Here is a 14,999-nt window from a genome sequence, read left to right on the forward strand (position 1 = left end):
CCCCCGATGCCTACACCGACTCGTCAGCCGGCCGCGCACCTTCCTGCACCAGCACCATGCTCTGCGGCGAAGACAGTGGAATGCCTTCATCACGCAACCGGCCAAGAATGGTGAACAGCAGGTCGCTGCGGGTGCCCGATACCTGCCGCGGCCCAGCCACATAGCCACTCACACCGATCACCATACCGCTGGCCGTCAGGTCCTTGAACGACACCGAGGTAGCTGGCGCATCCAGAATCGCCTCATGCTCATGGTAAGCCGCCAGCAGCAGCTCACGCACACGGTTGGCATCGGTCTCCAGCGGCAGTGTCAGGGTAATGCTGACCACGCCCAGCGCGTTGCCCATGGTCACGTTGCGCACGTTCTGCGAGATGAACTGCGAGTTGGGCACGATCACCGTGGAACGGTCAGACATCTGGATCTCGGTGGCGCGGACATTGATGCGGCGGATATCACCCTCGACACCCGCCAGGCTGACCCAGTCGCCGACCTTCACCGGGCGCTCGGTCAGCAGAATCAGGCCGGAAATGAAGTTCTGCACGATCTGCTGCAAACCGAAACCGATACCGACCGACAGGGCACTGACCACCCAGGTCAGGCTGGTGAGGTTGATACGCAAGGTCGACATCACCAGCATGGCCAGGAACAGGAAACCCAGGTAACCCACCAGGGTTACCAGCGAGGCCCGCATACCGGCGTCCATCTCGGTTTCCGGCAGCAGGCGGTCGCTCAGCCAGCGCTTGACCACACGGATGGCGAACAGGCCGCCGAGGAAGATCGCCAAGGCCAGCAGGATGTCCTGCGGCACGATGTTCAGGTTACCGAGCAGCTTGCCGCCGGTCCCATCCCAGTCGCCCAGACTCAACAGCAATTCGCTAGGGCTGGTGCCCGACGGCATCAACACCAGCAACAGTGCCAGGAACAGCACGACCGTGCGGCCGATGCCGGCCAGTATGGTACTGGCCTGGGCCTGGTGGCGAGGGGCCAGGCCCAGGGTCGACGCCAGAGCCAGGCCACCGGGCTGGCGGGGTGACAGCAGGGTTTCGCACAGGTCGCCGAAGAAGGTGGTCAGCAAGTAGGCACAGGTGATCACCAGGCTGACCCACAACAGCTTGGCGGTGAGGAAATAGGCGAGTGTCAGGTAGCCGGTGAGCAGCGCCAGCAGGATCAACGTCAGCCAGATGACCATCACGAACGGGATCAGCCCGGCCAGGCCCGTCGGGCGCTCCAGGCCATGCTTGCGCAGGGTGCGGCGGTAACACAGCAGCGCGCCAGCAAAGGTGAGCGCCACCACCAGCGCGGTCAGCCCGTTGACGGCCACCGTCAGGGCCAGGCTGGCGCCGATCACGCTGTTCATGCGCTCCATGGTCATCATGACCATCAGTGCCAATGCCAGCACCTTCGGGAACCAGCCCAGCGCACTGGCGACTTCGTCGTGGATCGCCGGCAACCGCCAGGACGGACGCTGCAGCATCAGCATGGCGCGGCCCAGGCCTGTGATGAAGGCACTGAACACCACCAGGGTGAGAATGTGATTGGTCAGGCTGGCAATATCCGAACCTAAGCGTGCATTGCTTTCCAGCCCCCAGCGCAGCAACGACACCGAGCCGGCGATGGTGCCCAGGGTTGCCAGGCTAACGCCCAGAGCCAAGGCGCTGCGGCGCAGGCGGCCCTCCGGCAGCCAGTGAACCATGGCACTGGCCAGCAAGCGTTCAAGCACGCGCCGCACCAACGTCCACACCAGAATCGCCGCCACCAGGCTGGCAACGAACAGCCAGCGGTTTTCGGCGCTGAAGGCGCTGCTGATGGCATCGGCCGCCTCGCTGCGCAGGTCACGCAGGCGCGCCACGTCGTCCTGGGTGGGGCGGATGATGCTCTGCCAGAACGCTGGGCTCAGCGGCGAGGCTGCACGGCTGGTGATTTGCGAGTTGAACTGACTGCGGCGCAGGTTGACGATTTGCGTGGACAGGTCACGGGCCGACTGGGTCAGCTTGGTGGCCTGATCCTGCTGGGCTACCAGCGCCTTTTTCTCGGCCTCCAGCGCTTTGCGCTGCTGCGTCAGGGTAGCAGCCTCGTCCGGCTGGGCCGGGCCGATGACCTTCAGCTGGTCGTCGAGTTTTCCCACATCGGCAGTGCGCTGTGTACTCAGTGCATCAGCTTGACGCTGAACCTGCATCGCGCCCAGGCGCAGTTGCGACAGCACGTCGTCGTTGGCCTCGCTGGTGACGCCTTGGCGGATCAGGTCCAAGCGGTCACTCAGCTGTTCGAGGCTGGCGTTTTCGTCCAGTGCGGGCGCTTCGGCAGCCGCCAAGTTGGACAATGGCGTGGCCGGGGCCGACCAGGCCGGGCTGACAAGCAACAGCATCAGGGCCAGCAGGGCAATCAGACCTGGGCAATAACGGGCAAGGCTGACACGCCTCATCGAATATTCCTCTTTGCAATTCGATTTGGCGGGGGATTCTACGCGGCTTCGGGCCGTCAGGAGAGTGCCGTTTCTCGCTTCAGCAATTGCTGTTTGCGCTCCACGCCCCAGCGGTAACCGCTGATGTCGCCATCCCGGCGCACTACGCGGTGGCAAGGGATGGCCACGGCAATACGGTTGGCCGCGCAGGCCATGGCTACCGCCCGTACGGCCTTGGGGGCGCCAATGCGCTCGGCGATGTCGGTATAGCTGACCCGGCTGCCGGCCGGCACCTCACGCAGCGCCTGCCACACCCGCTCCTGAAACGCGGTGCCTTGTACATCCAGCGGCAGAGCCAGGCCCAAGGCGGGCGCTTCGACGAAACCGATCACTTCGGCCACCCTCTGTTCGTAGGCGCTGTCGCCGCCAATCAGGTGGGCCTTGGGGAACTGATCCTGCAGCTCGTGTAACAAGCTCTCGGGGTCGTCGCCCAGCAGAATCGCGCAGATGCCCTTGTCGCTCTGGGCGACCAGTATTGCACCCAGCGAGCACTGCCCGAGGGCGAAGTGAATGGTTGCCCCGGCACCGCCGGCGCGGTATTGCCGGGGACGCATGCCCAGGCGCTGGTCGGCGCTTTCGTAGAAGCGGCTGTTGGAGTTGTAGCCGGCGTTGTAAATAGCATCGGTGACAGAGTGCTGGCCGTCTTCCAGGTGCGCACGCAGGCGCCGGGCCCGGAAGGCCGTGGCGTAGGCTTTGGGCGTAACCCCGGTTTCGGCCTTGAACAGCCGATGCAGGTGGAAGGGGCTGATGGCCAGACGTGCACTGAGTTGCTCGAGGCTTGGCGCGGGGTCGCTGGTTTCGATCAAGCGGCAGGCGTGGGTAACCAGCTGGCTGTGGCGGGTGGCGCTGGCCTTGCTGATACAGCGTTTGCAAGCACGGTAGCCGGCAGCCTCGGCGGCTGCGGCAGTGTCGTAGAACTCGACGTTCATGCGCTTGGCCTGGCGTGATTTGCAGCCGGGGTGGCAGTAGACGCCGGTGGTACGTACGGCGTAGACAAAGTGGCCTGTGGCGGCAGTGTCGCGGCTCTCTACGGCTTGCCAGCGTTGGTCGGGGGTGGTGTAGGGGTTCATCTTTGTTTCCCGGATATGTTGTTGCCTGTACGGGCGATGCAAAAACCTCAGGCCCGCCACAGGTACCAGGCCGCCACGGTACGAAACGGCCGCCAGGCGCCGCCCAGCGAACGCATTTGCGCCGGTGTCGGCGCCGTCTCCAGCCCTTTGAGCCGCCGATACCCCTCGCGCACGCCAAAATCGTCCACCGGCAAAATGTCAGAACGGCCCAGGCTATAGATCAGCAGCATCTCCACCGTCCACCGCCCTACCCCACGCAGCGCCACCAGGCGTTCGATCAACGCCTCGTCAGCCATGGTTAACGCCTGCTCCCGCGTCGGTACCAAGCCCTCCAGGGTGGCTTGAGCAATGCCCTGGACCGTCACCAGCTTGCTCGCCGAAAAGCCGCAGGCACGCAGGGTTTCCGGGGATACCGCCAGCAACTGCTCTGGCTGCGGAAAATCATCTGCCGGGAACAGCGCCAGCAAACGCCCCAGGATCGCCTCGGCGGCGCGGGCGTGCAGTTGCTGGTAGGCAATCGCCCGCACCAATGCCTCATAAGGCTCACGTCGCGGCGTAGCCTGGTGCAGGCAGGGCCCGATCGCTGCGATATGCCGCGACCAGTCCGGGTCAAGTGCCGCCAGGTGTTGCGTGGCCTCGTGATAGGCCTCAGGCGAAAGGTCGGCCAGCATCATGGCACCTCCATCAAGTCGATTGCAGGTCCAGCTTAGCGCAGCCGTTCATCGGGCAAACGCCGGTTCTTGCGCAGCTAATCTTTGGCATGCCATTGCTCGGCGCCATCTTCCCCGCATAGAATTGAGAACTATTCACAATCGCACACATCACTGGACTGGGCCTTCTCTACGATGCAGATCAACGACACGCTCAAGCCCACCGAGGTCGCTCTGCTCTACCAGTCTCACCATGCCTGGTTGCGCGGCTGGTTACGCAGCCGGGTCGGTTGCAGTGAACATGCCGCAGACCTGGCCCAGGATACCTTCGTGCGGTTGTTGCGCGCCCGCCAGGTGTCGCCGCTCAAAGAACCGCGCGCCTACCTCAGCAGCATCGCCCGTGGCTTGATGATCGACCAGTTCCGCCGCCGCGCGCTGGAGCGGGCCTACCAGGAAAGCCTGGCTCACCTGCCCGAAGCAGAAGTGCCCAGCGAAGAGGATAAGCTTGTCATCCTCGATAGCCTTGAACGCCTCGACCGCGCCTTGCACCAGTTGAAACCGCGCGTCCGCCAAGCGTTCCTGCTGGCCCAGCTAGACGGTTTGAGCATCGTGCAGGTTGCCCAACGTCTGGAGGTGTCCAGGGCCACCGTTGAGCGCGATCTGGCGAAGGCCCTGGGCGTCTGCTACCGGTTGCGCTATGCCGATGCCTGATGGTACGCCCGCTCAGGCGCAGGTCGATCAGGCCATCGACTGGCTGGTGAAGCTGCGTTTCGACACCCCTAGCCCGCGCACCGAGCAGCAGTTTCAACACTGGCTGGCCAGCCACCCACACAACCGCCTGGCCTGGCAGCGGGTCAGTCATCTGGGCGATGAACTGGCCGGGCTGCCCAAGGACCTGAGCCGGCGCACCCTGGACGCTAGCCAGCACCCCAAAGCCAGCCGCAGGGACCACCTGAAGTTGCTGGGGCTGTTGGCCGTGGGCGGCAGCCTGGGCTGGGCCGCGCGCGAACCGCTGGGCCTGCCACAACTGCTGGCCGACACCAGCACCGCCACCGGTGAACGGCGCCAATGGCAAGGCAGTGACGGCAGCCGCATCCAGCTCAACACTGCCAGTGCCATCGACTTGCACTACAGTGCGGAACAACGCCAGCTGAAACTGATCCATGGCGAGGTCAGCCTGGACAGCAACCCCAACGACAACCGCCCATTCCACGTCGCCACCCCTGTCGGCCCGCTGACCACCTTCGATGGCCAGCTGTTGCTGCGCGAAAACAGCCAGGGCCTGCTGCTGTCGGTGCGGCGTGGTGAAGTCACGCTGTTCCCTGCCTCGGCGTCAGCGAGGCAGGTGCTGCCCGGTGAAACCTTGCAAGTCAGCGCCAACGGCAGCATTCAGGCCAGAACACTGCACAACGACCCCTGGGGTTGGACCGAAGGTGTACTCAGCGTGCAGCAGATGCCGCTTGCCGAGTTTGTCAGCGAACTCGGCCGCTATCGACCGGGCCTGTTGCGCTGCGCTCCAGAAGTGGCAGGCTTGAAGGTTTCCGGCACCTATCAGCTGGATGACACCGGGCAAATCCTGCAACTGCTCACCCGCAGCCTACCCGTGCGGGTCGAGTACCGAACGCGCTATTGGGTCAGCATCGGCGCGGCGTAAAGGGGTATCACTGCGCCACAGCCCGCATCCGCCCACGGCGCCGGTATGACTGCCTGGCAAAGCACACGAACAGCCCGGCCATCAGGGCCAGCGCCATGGGCAAACCGTGGGGCGCGACATTCATGGCCGCCCCACTGACCAGCGGCCCGACCAGGCTGCCTACACCCCAGAGCAAGCCCACACTGGCATTGGCAGTGACCAGGTCCTGGCCCTTGAAGCGCTGCCCGATCAGCACCAGCGCCAAGGTATAGATGCCCCCCGCCACCGCGCCCAGCACCACCAGCAGCGGCCACAGCAGCCAGGTCAGATTCAGCAGCCAAGGCAAACCGATGCCGATCACCATCGCCACCAGCCCGCACACCAGGTGCAACCCTGTGCGCTCAACCCGGTCGGCCAGCCAGCCCAGCGGCAGCTGGAACAGCATGTCGCCGGCAAACACCACCGTCACCATCAACGCTGCCACGCCAACGGCAAAGCCATGGCTGGTGGCGTACACCGGCAGCAGCGACAGCACCACGGCATCGAAGAACGAGAAGAACAGCACCGCCATGCACAACGCCGGTGCCACCCGGAAGAACCCGGCCAGGCCGAAGCTTTTTTCGCCCTCTTCGTGCTCGACATGGTCGTTGGGCACCGTCAGCACAATGCACAGCAACGCCAGCGCATAACAGACCGTGACGACACCCGTGATCCACGGGCTATCGGCGCCCAACACTGCCAGCATGGCCGGGCCCAGCACCTGAAAGCCCGTAAAGCTGGTGGCGTACAGGGCCATGATCTTGCCGCGGTTATGTTCGGGGCACAGTTCGTTGACCCACGACTCGCCGAGGATGATGGCGATCCCCATGCCAAGCCCCAGGCCCAGGCGCAGCAACGCCAGCAGCCACAACGAGCCGAACGCGGACTCGAGCAAGGCGATGCTGACCGTGCACAGGCTGAAACACAGCAGATAGATAGTGCGCCGGGTGAGATGGCGGCAGCAGACGTCGACCAGAAAAGCAGAGAGCATCATGCCGGCGGCAGGGATGGCCGAGATGATGCCGATTTCCAGGGTGCTCGCCCCCGCTTCATGCAGGCGCAACGACACCAGCGGCAAGCTGGCCCCCAAACTGAAACCCACGACAGAAACGGCGAACAACAAGCCCGCCAATAAACGCATGTTCATGTACCACTCCTGGCAAACCGAAAAGACGTGCAGAAACAGGCGCGCACGCCGAGACGGCGAGCGACGCTAAAGCGCAGATCCGTTCAGGCGAGGTGTGGTGAGAAGGTGAAGGCAAACAGCACGCTGCGGCGGCGCTTGAGCACCGTGTCACTCGGCCATGCACGACGCAGTGCCTGGAAGGCAGGCTGGCGGGCGTGTGGGAGGGACTGGGTACGGCGCATTGCTTTGGCTACTACGCAGGTGATTGAAAAAAGAGGCGGCACTCTAGCCACCTCCGGGGGGCTCGTCAATTGCCCAGGGGCCTCTGCCAGGCCCCCGGCGCGTTCAGCGTTTACCTGTACTTGGCAGAAACACCGCCAACAACCCGAACAATGGCAGGAACGAGCACAAGCCGTACACATACTCGATACCACGCAGGTCTGCTACGTACCCCAACAGCGCAGCGCCAATGCCACCAAAGCCGAACATCAGGCCGAAGAAGATCCCGGCGATCATGCCCACGCTGCCCGGCACCAGTTCCTGCGCATACACCACGATCGCGGAAAACGCAGAAGCCAGGATAAAGCCGATCACCACGCTCAGCACCGTGGTCCAGAACAAGTCGGCATACGGCAGCGCCAGCGTGAACGGCGCCACGCCCAGTATTGAAAACCAGATGACTGCCTTGCGCCCGATACGGTCACCGATCGGCCCGCCAAAGAAGGTGCCCGCCGCCACTGCGCCGAGGAACAGGAACAGGTGCAGCTGCGAGCTGGCCACCGACACGCCGAACTTCTCGATCAGGTAAAAGGTGAAGTAGCTGGTGAAGCTGGCCATGTAAAAGTACTTGGAGAACACCAGCAGGCCCAGCACGATCAGCGCCGCAAATACCCGATTGCGCGAAATGCCGTGGGTGGCCTGCACCGCCTTTCGCGCCTTGGCCTGATTGAGGTGCTCCTTGTACCAGCCGCGCAGCATCAGGGTAACGCCGAGGAAGAACAGCCCGGCCAGGCCGAACCAGGCCACATGGGTCTGGCCGAACGGAATGACGATGGCCGCTGCCAACAGCGGGCCCAGAGCGGAGCCGGTGTTGCCACCGACCTGGAAGGTCGACTGGGCCAGGCCGAAGCGCCCGCCCGAAGCCAGCCGTGCAATACGCGAGGTTTCCGGGTGGAAGGTCGACGAGCCAATGCCCACCAGCGCCGACGCCAGCAGGATCATCGGGAAACTGCCAACGAAGGCCAGCATCACGATCCCCACCAACGTGCACAGGGTGCCTAGCGGCAACAGATTTGGCGTGGGCCGGCGGTCGGTGAAGAAGCCGACCCAAGGCTGCAATAACGAGGCGGTGATCTGGAACGTGAGCGTGATCATGCCGATCTGGGCGAAGCTCAGGTCGTAGTTGGCCTTGAGCATCGGGTAGATCGCCGGCAGCACCGACTGGATCAGGTCGTTGATCAAATGCGCCAAGGCGCAGAAACCGATGATGCGCATCACCATCGGCGAGGCTTGGCTTGCCGCTGCCGGGGTGGATGCGGTGGAGGCACTACTGGTGGCCATTTGCCTGAATCTCCATCCTCTGGTTTGGGATCCGATTATCAGGAATCAAATAGATACATAGCTACCTTTTTTATCCCCCTGTCGCCACGTACTTGAAAATGGTTCTCAATATAATTAGCATCCTCTGCCAATGACTCCTGTCATCGTTAGGCCAAACGGCCCCTATCGTGAGCAGACCGCCCCCATGAGCCCGATGTCCGCCAAGCAGCTGCAGCCCGATCCACAACAGGAAGCGCTGGCGTGGTTTTCGTTGTTGCGCCAGCCCGGTTGCGACGAAACGCAGCGCCAGGCATTTGCAGCCTGGTGCCAGGTACAAGAGAACGCCCACGCCTACGCCGAGCTGGAGACGTTCTGGCAACAGCTGCAACCCGCACCTGCCCGCCCTCGCCCACGGCATGTCACTGTCCGTCGCAGTCACCTGGGTAAAGGGTTGGCGCTTGTGTTCTTGCTAGGGTTAGGCGCTGCTGCTTACCTGTACTGGCCGCTGATACAGCGTCTGGCCAGCGAGCTGCACACCGACGTGGGAGAGCGCCGCAGCATACGCTTGGCGGATGGCACGACATTGAACCTGGACAGCGCCAGCGCGATGAACGTCGACCTGCGCGGCCGCACCCGCCAACTGCACCTGGTGCAGGGCCAGGTGCATATGGAAGTCGTGCTCGACGGGCGGGCCATGGACGTGGAAGTGGGCAACGCACGCATCCAGGTATACGGCACTCGCTTGCAGATAGCCCGCCATGCAGGGCGTGACGAACTCGTGGTATTCAGTGGCAAGGCCATGGTCACCCAGGGGGGTGAGCAGCGAATGGTCTCGGCAGGTGAGCGGGTAACCTTCGATGACACACGCATCGACCCGGTGCGGAAGGCTGATCTGAAAACCGCTGACAGTTGGCGCAACGGCCGCCTTAAAGCCACAGACATGCCATTGAGGCAGGTGCTGGAGCGCCTTGCCGGTTACCAAGGGCAGCGTCTGTGGATGATGGATGAACACGTGGCTCATCGCCGTGTGAGCGGCGATTTCAACCTCGACCGGCCTGGCCAAAGCCTGCAATCCCTGGCTGCAGCCCAGCAGCTGCAGTTGCTGGGTGTGCTCGGGCACTGGCTTGTGGTGCGCTAAAACCGGGGCTGGCCGCTAAGTTTTTGAAAGCGTGCAAATTTTTTTTGAAATGAGTGTTGACAGAGGGGGCGTTCAAGAGAATAATGCGCGCCATCGGCTACATAGCTCAGTTGGTTAGAGCATAGCATTCATAATGCTGGGGTCCGGGGTTCAAGTCCCTGTGTAGCCACCAAACAAGACGAAGGGCTTACCGCAAGGTAAGCCCTTTTTCTTTGCCTGCGAAAAAGTTGCTGGGGCCCGCGCTAACCCATCCAGCAGCAGCCGGGCGCCGAACCACAGGTTTCGGCGCTGCTATCGTCGCCTCAACGTATTCCGGTCACCGCCACAGCCAGGCCAAGCCCGATCAATGCCAGACCAATGGCCCGGTCCACCAGCACTTGCCGCTCGATCATCGCCCTGCGCAATGCCGTACTGGAGAAAAATACCGCCACGAGGCTGAACCATAGCCAATGGGCAACGGACATGAACGCACCGTAGGCGAAGTTCAGCGCCAGCGGGCTGCCAGGCTGCACTACCTGGGTGAAGGCACTGATGACAAACAGCATGGTCTTGGGGTTGAGGGCGTTGGTCAAAAAGCCGGTGCGCAGCGCTTGCAGTACGCTGGCAGCAGACTGGCCAACCCCGTCCAGGTTGATACGTTGCGTGTTGGTCAATGACTTGTACCCGAGGTAGATCAGGTAGCCCGCACCCAGCACTTTCATGACGAAGAACAGCGCCGGGCTCTGGCTGATGATTACGGCAATGCCCAACACCGTGTACAACACATGCACCTGCACCCCCAGTGCGATACCTATGGCGGCCGCCAGCCCGGCCTTGCGCCCCTGCGCATAACTGCTGCGGGTGACCATGGCGAAATCGGCGCCAGGGCTGATGACGGCGAGCAAGGTGAACAGGGCGACGGCGATGAGTTCGGTCATGCTGAGGGCTCTCGATAGGCGATGGAAATGCACAGACCGCCGATTATCGAGCGCTTACGGATGCGGAAAAATCGATTTATGCTGAGATGAATCTGTTAGTTTTATTCACAGATATGTACAGCCTGCCTCGGCCTCTTCGCGGGTAAACCNGCGAAGAGGCCGGCACAGCTGAACAGGGATATCATGAAACTGCCGCCACTCAACGCCTTCCGCTACTTCGACATCGCCGCCCAGACCGAGAGCTTCGTGCGCGCCGCCGAACACTTGCACGTCACTCACGGCGCGGTCAGCCGCCAAATACGCCTGCTGGAAGAAAGCCTTGGCGTGGAACTGTTCGAACGCCGCAACAGGGCCATTTTCCTCACCCCTGCCGGCCGCGCCCTGCATGGCACCACCCAGGCGATCTTCGAGCAACTGGAAGGCGCCGTGCAGCGCTTGCAGCACCAGGTCCGCGACAATGTGCTTGTGCTGTCCTGCGAGCCGACCATCGCCATGCGCTGGCTGATCCCGCGCCTGCCGCGCTTCCATGCCACCCATCCCGACCTGCAGTTACACCTGGTGGCTGCCGGCGGGCCGCTGGACTTCGCCCGCAGTGGGGTCGACATGGCCATCCGCCGTGACGACTTCCACTGGAATAACCAGCTGTTCAACCAGAAGGTCTGCGATGAATGGATCGGCCCGGTGTGCCACCCCGCCGCCAGCGCCAGACTCGATGGCCAACGGCTGCTGCACAGCACCACACGCCCTGCTGCCTGGCCCACCTGGCTGCGCCTGAGCGGCCAACAGGCGCGGCACTGCGAACGCAGCGACTACGAGCATTTCTACCTGTCGATCCAGGCCGCCAACGCCGGCCTGGGCCTGGCCATGGCCTCAGCCCTGATGGTGTGCGACGAACTCGACAGCGGGCAGTTGCAGGCACCGTACGGTTTTGTGCGCGATGGCTCGGCCTACCACCTGCTTAGCCCACAGCCTCTGGCCGACAGCGGCAAGTGCCAGCGCTTCGCAGAGTGGCTAATGGACGAATGCCGGGGTTGCCTGGCTCATTTGGGTTTGACGCAGAACGACGACCCCGCACTGCCATCGCCGCCCCAGGTGCGATAGCCGGCGGTATCCACATGAATGCGGCCTGATGGGTAGCGGCCCAGGCCCATGTTCCAGGCTTGGCCGTGCTGCTGCCAGAAACGGCACAGCGGATTGGGATCGGCCCAGGCCGGCAGCAGTATATCGACGGCGAACGCGCGGGTATGCGCACTGTTGGCTGCCCCGCCCGCACAGGCGTTCAGGCGCGGCTCACGGTAAGCCGAAACCACCTCGAACTGGCGCAGGATGCCTTGATCGTCGAGTGCCCTGATCAACGCGAGGGTCGAGCGTACAGCCGCCCAATTGCCGGGGGGCGGTACAGCGAAAGGCGATGCGTGGCACAGTTTCCAGTCCGAAGCCGAGCGCAGCAACTGGTGAATTGGCACTACACCGTAAAGCCGGGCATCTACCAGCATTTCACGGAAAGGGCGGGTTTGATGATCACCCGCCCACTGGGCGAACATCCACACGTCGCGCTCGTCAGCGTGGACAACGCTCGCTAAACACAAGCCCGCTGCCAAAAGCAGTTTTCTCATTCTTTATCCGTCCCTGCAGAGAACAAAGCCTGCGCTCCCACCGGGACTCATACTAGTTCAACGCGCAACCGTTACTGCAGCGTCAGCGGGCGGCCGGAGCAGAGGGGTGCCTGCGTGACGGGGTAAGCCGCTGGAAAGTCAGTCTTCGAACAGGGTACAGGCCATCACCAGGGCGTCTTCACGGCCGCCGGCGATCGGATAATAGTCGCGGCGGCGGCCAATTTCGTTGAAACCGTAACGCTCGTATAAACGATAGGCCGACTGGTTGCTGGCGCGCACTTCCAGAAAGCATTCGCGGCCATTGAGCTGATAGGCCCGGGCCATGAGGTGCTCGAGTAGGCGCAGGCCCAGGCCGCAGCCTTGGTTTTCCGGTTTTACGGTGATGTTGAGCAGGTGCGCTTCATCGATGATCACATTGATCACACCATGGCCCACTTGCTGCTGGCCATCGAACATCAGCCAGACTTCGTACGACTTGAGCGCATCCTGAAAGATTCCACGGGTCCAGGGATGACTGAATGCGGCATATTCGATCTTAAGTACGGCATCCAGATCCGCCTCGGTCATCGGGCGGAAGCTGATCGAGTCACTCATTCAACGCTCTTCCAGCGCGCCATCAGCTGGCGCATGGCTTTCCAGACGTCCGCCTTGCGTTGCGGCTCGTCCATCAACAGTTCAAGGCCCGGCAATGCCCAGGCGTCGCCCAGGCTGTCGAGCGTCAGGGTTTGGTAATAGGCGTCGGCGTCGACATTGGCGGCAAAACGCAGTGCCGGCAGGCCGACCAGCCACAGACAGGTACACGGGGCGTCTTCCAGGCGCGCCTGAACGAAGCCCTGGACGAAATCGCGCGCAGCCTCCGGCCCCTGGTCCATGTTGCCGCGCACCAGCAGTGGCCAGCGTACCGGCTCGCCGATGATCTGCGGGGCGTCGGGCAGGCCGGCGGCGCGCAGCATGTCCTTGAGCAGCAGATAGGAGGGATCGCGGCTCTGGAACGGCTGACCGGTGGCCAGTTCAACCAGCAGCAGGCAACTGCCGGCGCGCAACAACTGCAGCGAGAAGCGCGGTGGCGGCACCGGTGCCGGGCGCGGAGCAGCGGGCTGCTCTTGTGCCTCGGCAGGCTTGACGGCGGGTTTTGCCACACTGCCCGGGCGTGGGATCTCGATTTTCGGCCGCTCGCCGGAGCGGGCCTGGGGGATGACAGGCGCTTCGTTGGTTACCGATGCCGGCCTGACCTCGAAATCGATGTCCTCGACTGGCACAACCGGCAGCAGCAGCTCGGGCCGCGACGGTGCGGCGAACGGCAGCTCGGCGCGCGGCAGCCAGTGCACCACTTGCATGGCGGAAAGGTAGGCGCGGCGACGGGGTTCGGTCAGCAAGGGGCGGATATCCGAGGGGGTGAAGGCAATTGGGCATTCTAACGTGTACGCCGTGGTTTTTGCAGCGCCTATCAGACCGAGCGCCGCCCGCGCGGCGCATCGCGACGCAAGGCCGCTTGTGTCTTGATGGGGGATTAGAATCTGGAGTGAGAGCGGTGAATGGCAAGCTGAATGCCGTAGGTGCCTTGAGCACGTGTGGGAGCACAAGCTGCCATTCACCGTTCCACTTTGGCGAGAGCCCGAACAGTTGGATGCGGCTCTGATCTCGAATCACAAGCGTGGGCCAAGCCAAAGTCCTCTCACTGTGTTGAGTTTAGGAGGTTTTGGTGATGGCTTCCTTCTTGGGTATCGATGTTTCCAGTCTCTCCCTTGATGCTGCGGTGCGGCCACAGGGCATCAAAATGCATTTAAGCAATGATCCCACAGGCTTTGAGGCGCTACTGGAGAGCCTTCGCAAGCTCAGTATCAAGCGCGTCCTGTTAGAGGCGACGGGTGGCTACGAGCGAGATGTCATGCGTTTTCTACAGGACGCTGGCTACAAGGTCATACGCGTTAATCCCAGGCGAGCCAGGTCATTCGCTGACTCTCTAGGCATCAAGGCCAAGACTGACGCCATCGACGCCGAGGTTCTGGCGCACTATGCCGAAGTCATTCCAGATCAACCCTCCCTGCGAATCAGCCCCGAACGAGCGCTTCTGCGAGAGTTGCTTCAGCAACGTGATCGGTTGGTTCAACAGCGAGATGACGACCTGCGGCGCCTGAAGCAGGTGCAATCGACTGCAGTTGCTAACTACCTGAATGCCAACCTGAAACACTTCAAAGCGCAGATCAAACTGGTTGAGCGTGAGATCGAACAGCAAACCGCGATGCTGAACGACGAACGGGTTACCCAACTGATTAAAGTGAAAGGCATTGGGATGGTGACAGCGGGCAAGCTAGTAGCGCTGCTGCCGGAGCTGGGTCGGGTTGAATCCAGAGAAATTGCCTCCCTGGTCGGAGTGGCGCCCTTCAACCACGACAGTGGGAAATTCATGGGCAAGCGCTCTATCTCTGGCGGACGATTTGCGGTCAGGCGATCGCTGTACATGGCATGCCTTGTGGCGATGAGATACAACCCAGCACTCAAGGCTCGTTATCAGTCACTGCGGGAGCGCGGAAAACTTCCCAAAGTCGCTATCGTGGCCTGCATGAGAACGTTCATCGTGCGGTTAAATGCCATGCTCAGAACGGGTACATCATGGCTCGATCTAGTGCTACCGCAGCCTGAAAGTACAACGTAAATCCAGAACGCAGCGTGAGCCGCGTGGAAGCGGGCTTGCCCGCGAAGCCAACACCGTGGTGGATGGCACGGGCTTCGCCCGTGTTCGCGGGCAAGCCCGCTCCCACAGGGAAGGCGCCAGCTTTTAGAAATTGAGCAAGACAGTTGCTCCCACA

General features: G+C 62.6%; 15 protein-coding genes and 1 tRNA gene. 6 read left to right on the forward strand and 10 right to left on the reverse strand.

All coding sequences use genetic code 11. From position 1 onward, the window contains the following. Window positions 1-10: 10 nt before the first annotated feature. From ACTJJN_RS23775 to ACTJJN_RS23785, 3 genes are read right to left on the reverse strand one after another with little or no spacing between them, the layout of a single operon-like run. Window positions 11-2,422 (reverse strand): DUF3772 domain-containing protein, encoded by a 2,412-nt coding sequence (locus tag ACTJJN_RS23775; RefSeq protein ID WP_341783369.1) that lies wholly within the window; start codon window positions 2,420-2,422, stop codon window positions 11-13. Between the two features lie 56 nt (window positions 2,423-2,478). Next, window positions 2,479-3,531: a bifunctional DNA-binding transcriptional regulator/O6-methylguanine-DNA methyltransferase Ada gene (ada, locus tag ACTJJN_RS23780; protein WP_012051167.1), complete on the reverse strand. Its 1,053-nt coding sequence runs from the start codon at window positions 3,529-3,531 to the stop codon at window positions 2,479-2,481. A gap of 47 nt (window positions 3,532-3,578) precedes the next feature. Further along, window positions 3,579-4,205 (reverse strand): DNA-3-methyladenine glycosylase family protein, encoded by a 627-nt coding sequence (locus ACTJJN_RS23785; RefSeq protein WP_041168291.1) that lies wholly within the window; start codon window positions 4,203-4,205, stop codon window positions 3,579-3,581. Between the two features lie 171 nt (window positions 4,206-4,376). Here ACTJJN_RS23785 and ACTJJN_RS23790 point away from each other — a divergent pair, with 171 nt between their 5' ends. After that, window positions 4,377-4,892, forward strand: a complete 516-nt coding sequence (locus tag ACTJJN_RS23790) for a sigma-70 family RNA polymerase sigma factor (protein ID WP_047605086.1) — start codon at window positions 4,377-4,379, stop codon at window positions 4,890-4,892. Beyond that, window positions 4,879-5,835 carry a FecR domain-containing protein gene (locus ACTJJN_RS23795; protein WP_012051165.1) on the forward strand — a complete coding sequence of 319 codons (957 nt, stop codon included), beginning with the start codon at window positions 4,879-4,881 and terminating at the stop codon, window positions 5,833-5,835. The genes ACTJJN_RS23790 and ACTJJN_RS23795 overlap by 14 nt, the downstream gene beginning before the upstream one ends. A 7-nt stretch (window positions 5,836-5,842) precedes the next feature. Here ACTJJN_RS23795 and ACTJJN_RS23800 read toward each other — a convergent pair whose 3' ends face one another. The 3 genes from ACTJJN_RS23800 to ACTJJN_RS23810 all read right to left on the reverse strand — a co-directional run bounded on the left by ACTJJN_RS23800 (window position 5,843) and on the right by ACTJJN_RS23810 (window position 8,539). Further along, entirely contained in the window at window positions 5,843-7,000 is a 1,158-nt protein-coding gene (locus ACTJJN_RS23800; RefSeq protein WP_221100762.1) for an MFS transporter, read from the reverse strand. An 83-nt stretch (window positions 7,001-7,083) separates the two neighbouring features. After that, entirely contained in the window at window positions 7,084-7,221 is a 138-nt protein-coding gene (locus tag ACTJJN_RS23805) for a hypothetical protein (RefSeq protein WP_003247435.1), read from the reverse strand. A gap of 103 nt (window positions 7,222-7,324) precedes the next feature. Then, window positions 7,325-8,539 (reverse strand): MFS transporter, encoded by a 1,215-nt coding sequence (locus tag ACTJJN_RS23810; protein ID WP_161774983.1) that lies wholly within the window; start codon window positions 8,537-8,539, stop codon window positions 7,325-7,327. Between the two features lie 193 nt (window positions 8,540-8,732). Between ACTJJN_RS23810 and ACTJJN_RS23815 the strand changes: the two genes are divergently transcribed. Both ACTJJN_RS23815 and ACTJJN_RS23820 read left to right on the forward strand, forming a co-directional pair. Continuing rightward, entirely contained in the window at window positions 8,733-9,656 is a 924-nt protein-coding gene (locus ACTJJN_RS23815; protein ID WP_017148091.1) for a FecR family protein, read from the forward strand. Window positions 9,657-9,751: 95 nt separating this feature from the next. After that, a tRNA-Met gene (locus ACTJJN_RS23820) sits at window positions 9,752-9,828 on the forward strand. Between the two features lie 130 nt (window positions 9,829-9,958). Here the strand turns inward: ACTJJN_RS23820 and ACTJJN_RS23825 are convergent. Then, on the reverse strand, window positions 9,959-10,573 hold the full coding sequence (locus tag ACTJJN_RS23825) for a LysE family translocator (protein ID WP_012051161.1): 615 nt from the start codon (window positions 10,571-10,573) through the stop codon (window positions 9,959-9,961). Window positions 10,574-10,756: 183 nt separating this feature from the next. Here ACTJJN_RS23825 and ACTJJN_RS23830 point away from each other — a divergent pair, with 183 nt between their 5' ends. Continuing rightward, complete coding sequence (locus ACTJJN_RS23830) at window positions 10,757-11,674, forward strand: LysR substrate-binding domain-containing protein (protein WP_012051160.1); 918 nt, start codon at window positions 10,757-10,759, stop codon at window positions 11,672-11,674. On the opposite strand, the gene ACTJJN_RS23835 is transcribed toward ACTJJN_RS23830, so the two are convergent. The 3 genes from ACTJJN_RS23835 to ACTJJN_RS23845 form a co-directional block, all read right to left on the reverse strand. Continuing rightward, window positions 11,614-12,189, reverse strand: a complete 576-nt coding sequence (locus ACTJJN_RS23835; RefSeq protein WP_012051159.1) for a D-Ala-D-Ala carboxypeptidase family metallohydrolase — start codon at window positions 12,187-12,189, stop codon at window positions 11,614-11,616. The two genes, ACTJJN_RS23830 and ACTJJN_RS23835, sit on opposite strands and share 61 nt — an antisense overlap. Window positions 12,190-12,327: 138 nt before the next feature. Further along, the gene (rimI, locus tag ACTJJN_RS23840; protein ID WP_004575708.1) at window positions 12,328-12,783 is read right to left on the reverse strand and encodes a ribosomal protein S18-alanine N-acetyltransferase; all 456 of its coding nucleotides are present in this window, start codon (window positions 12,781-12,783) and stop codon (window positions 12,328-12,330) included. Then, window positions 12,780-13,565 (reverse strand): hypothetical protein, encoded by a 786-nt coding sequence (locus ACTJJN_RS23845; RefSeq protein ID WP_012051158.1) that lies wholly within the window; start codon window positions 13,563-13,565, stop codon window positions 12,780-12,782. The genes rimI and ACTJJN_RS23845 overlap by 4 nt, the downstream gene beginning before the upstream one ends. A gap of 329 nt (window positions 13,566-13,894) precedes the next feature. Here ACTJJN_RS23845 and ACTJJN_RS23850 point away from each other — a divergent pair, with 329 nt between their 5' ends. Continuing rightward, on the forward strand, window positions 13,895-14,845 hold the full coding sequence (locus ACTJJN_RS23850; RefSeq protein WP_004577666.1) for an IS110 family transposase: 951 nt from the start codon (window positions 13,895-13,897) through the stop codon (window positions 14,843-14,845). Window positions 14,846-14,999 lie beyond the last annotated feature (154 nt).

Origin of the sequence: Pseudomonas sp. 22515 (assembly GCF_052044625.1) — a bacterium.
In the GTDB taxonomy this organism is placed as follows: domain Bacteria; phylum Pseudomonadota; class Gammaproteobacteria; order Pseudomonadales; family Pseudomonadaceae; genus Aquipseudomonas; species Aquipseudomonas alloputida.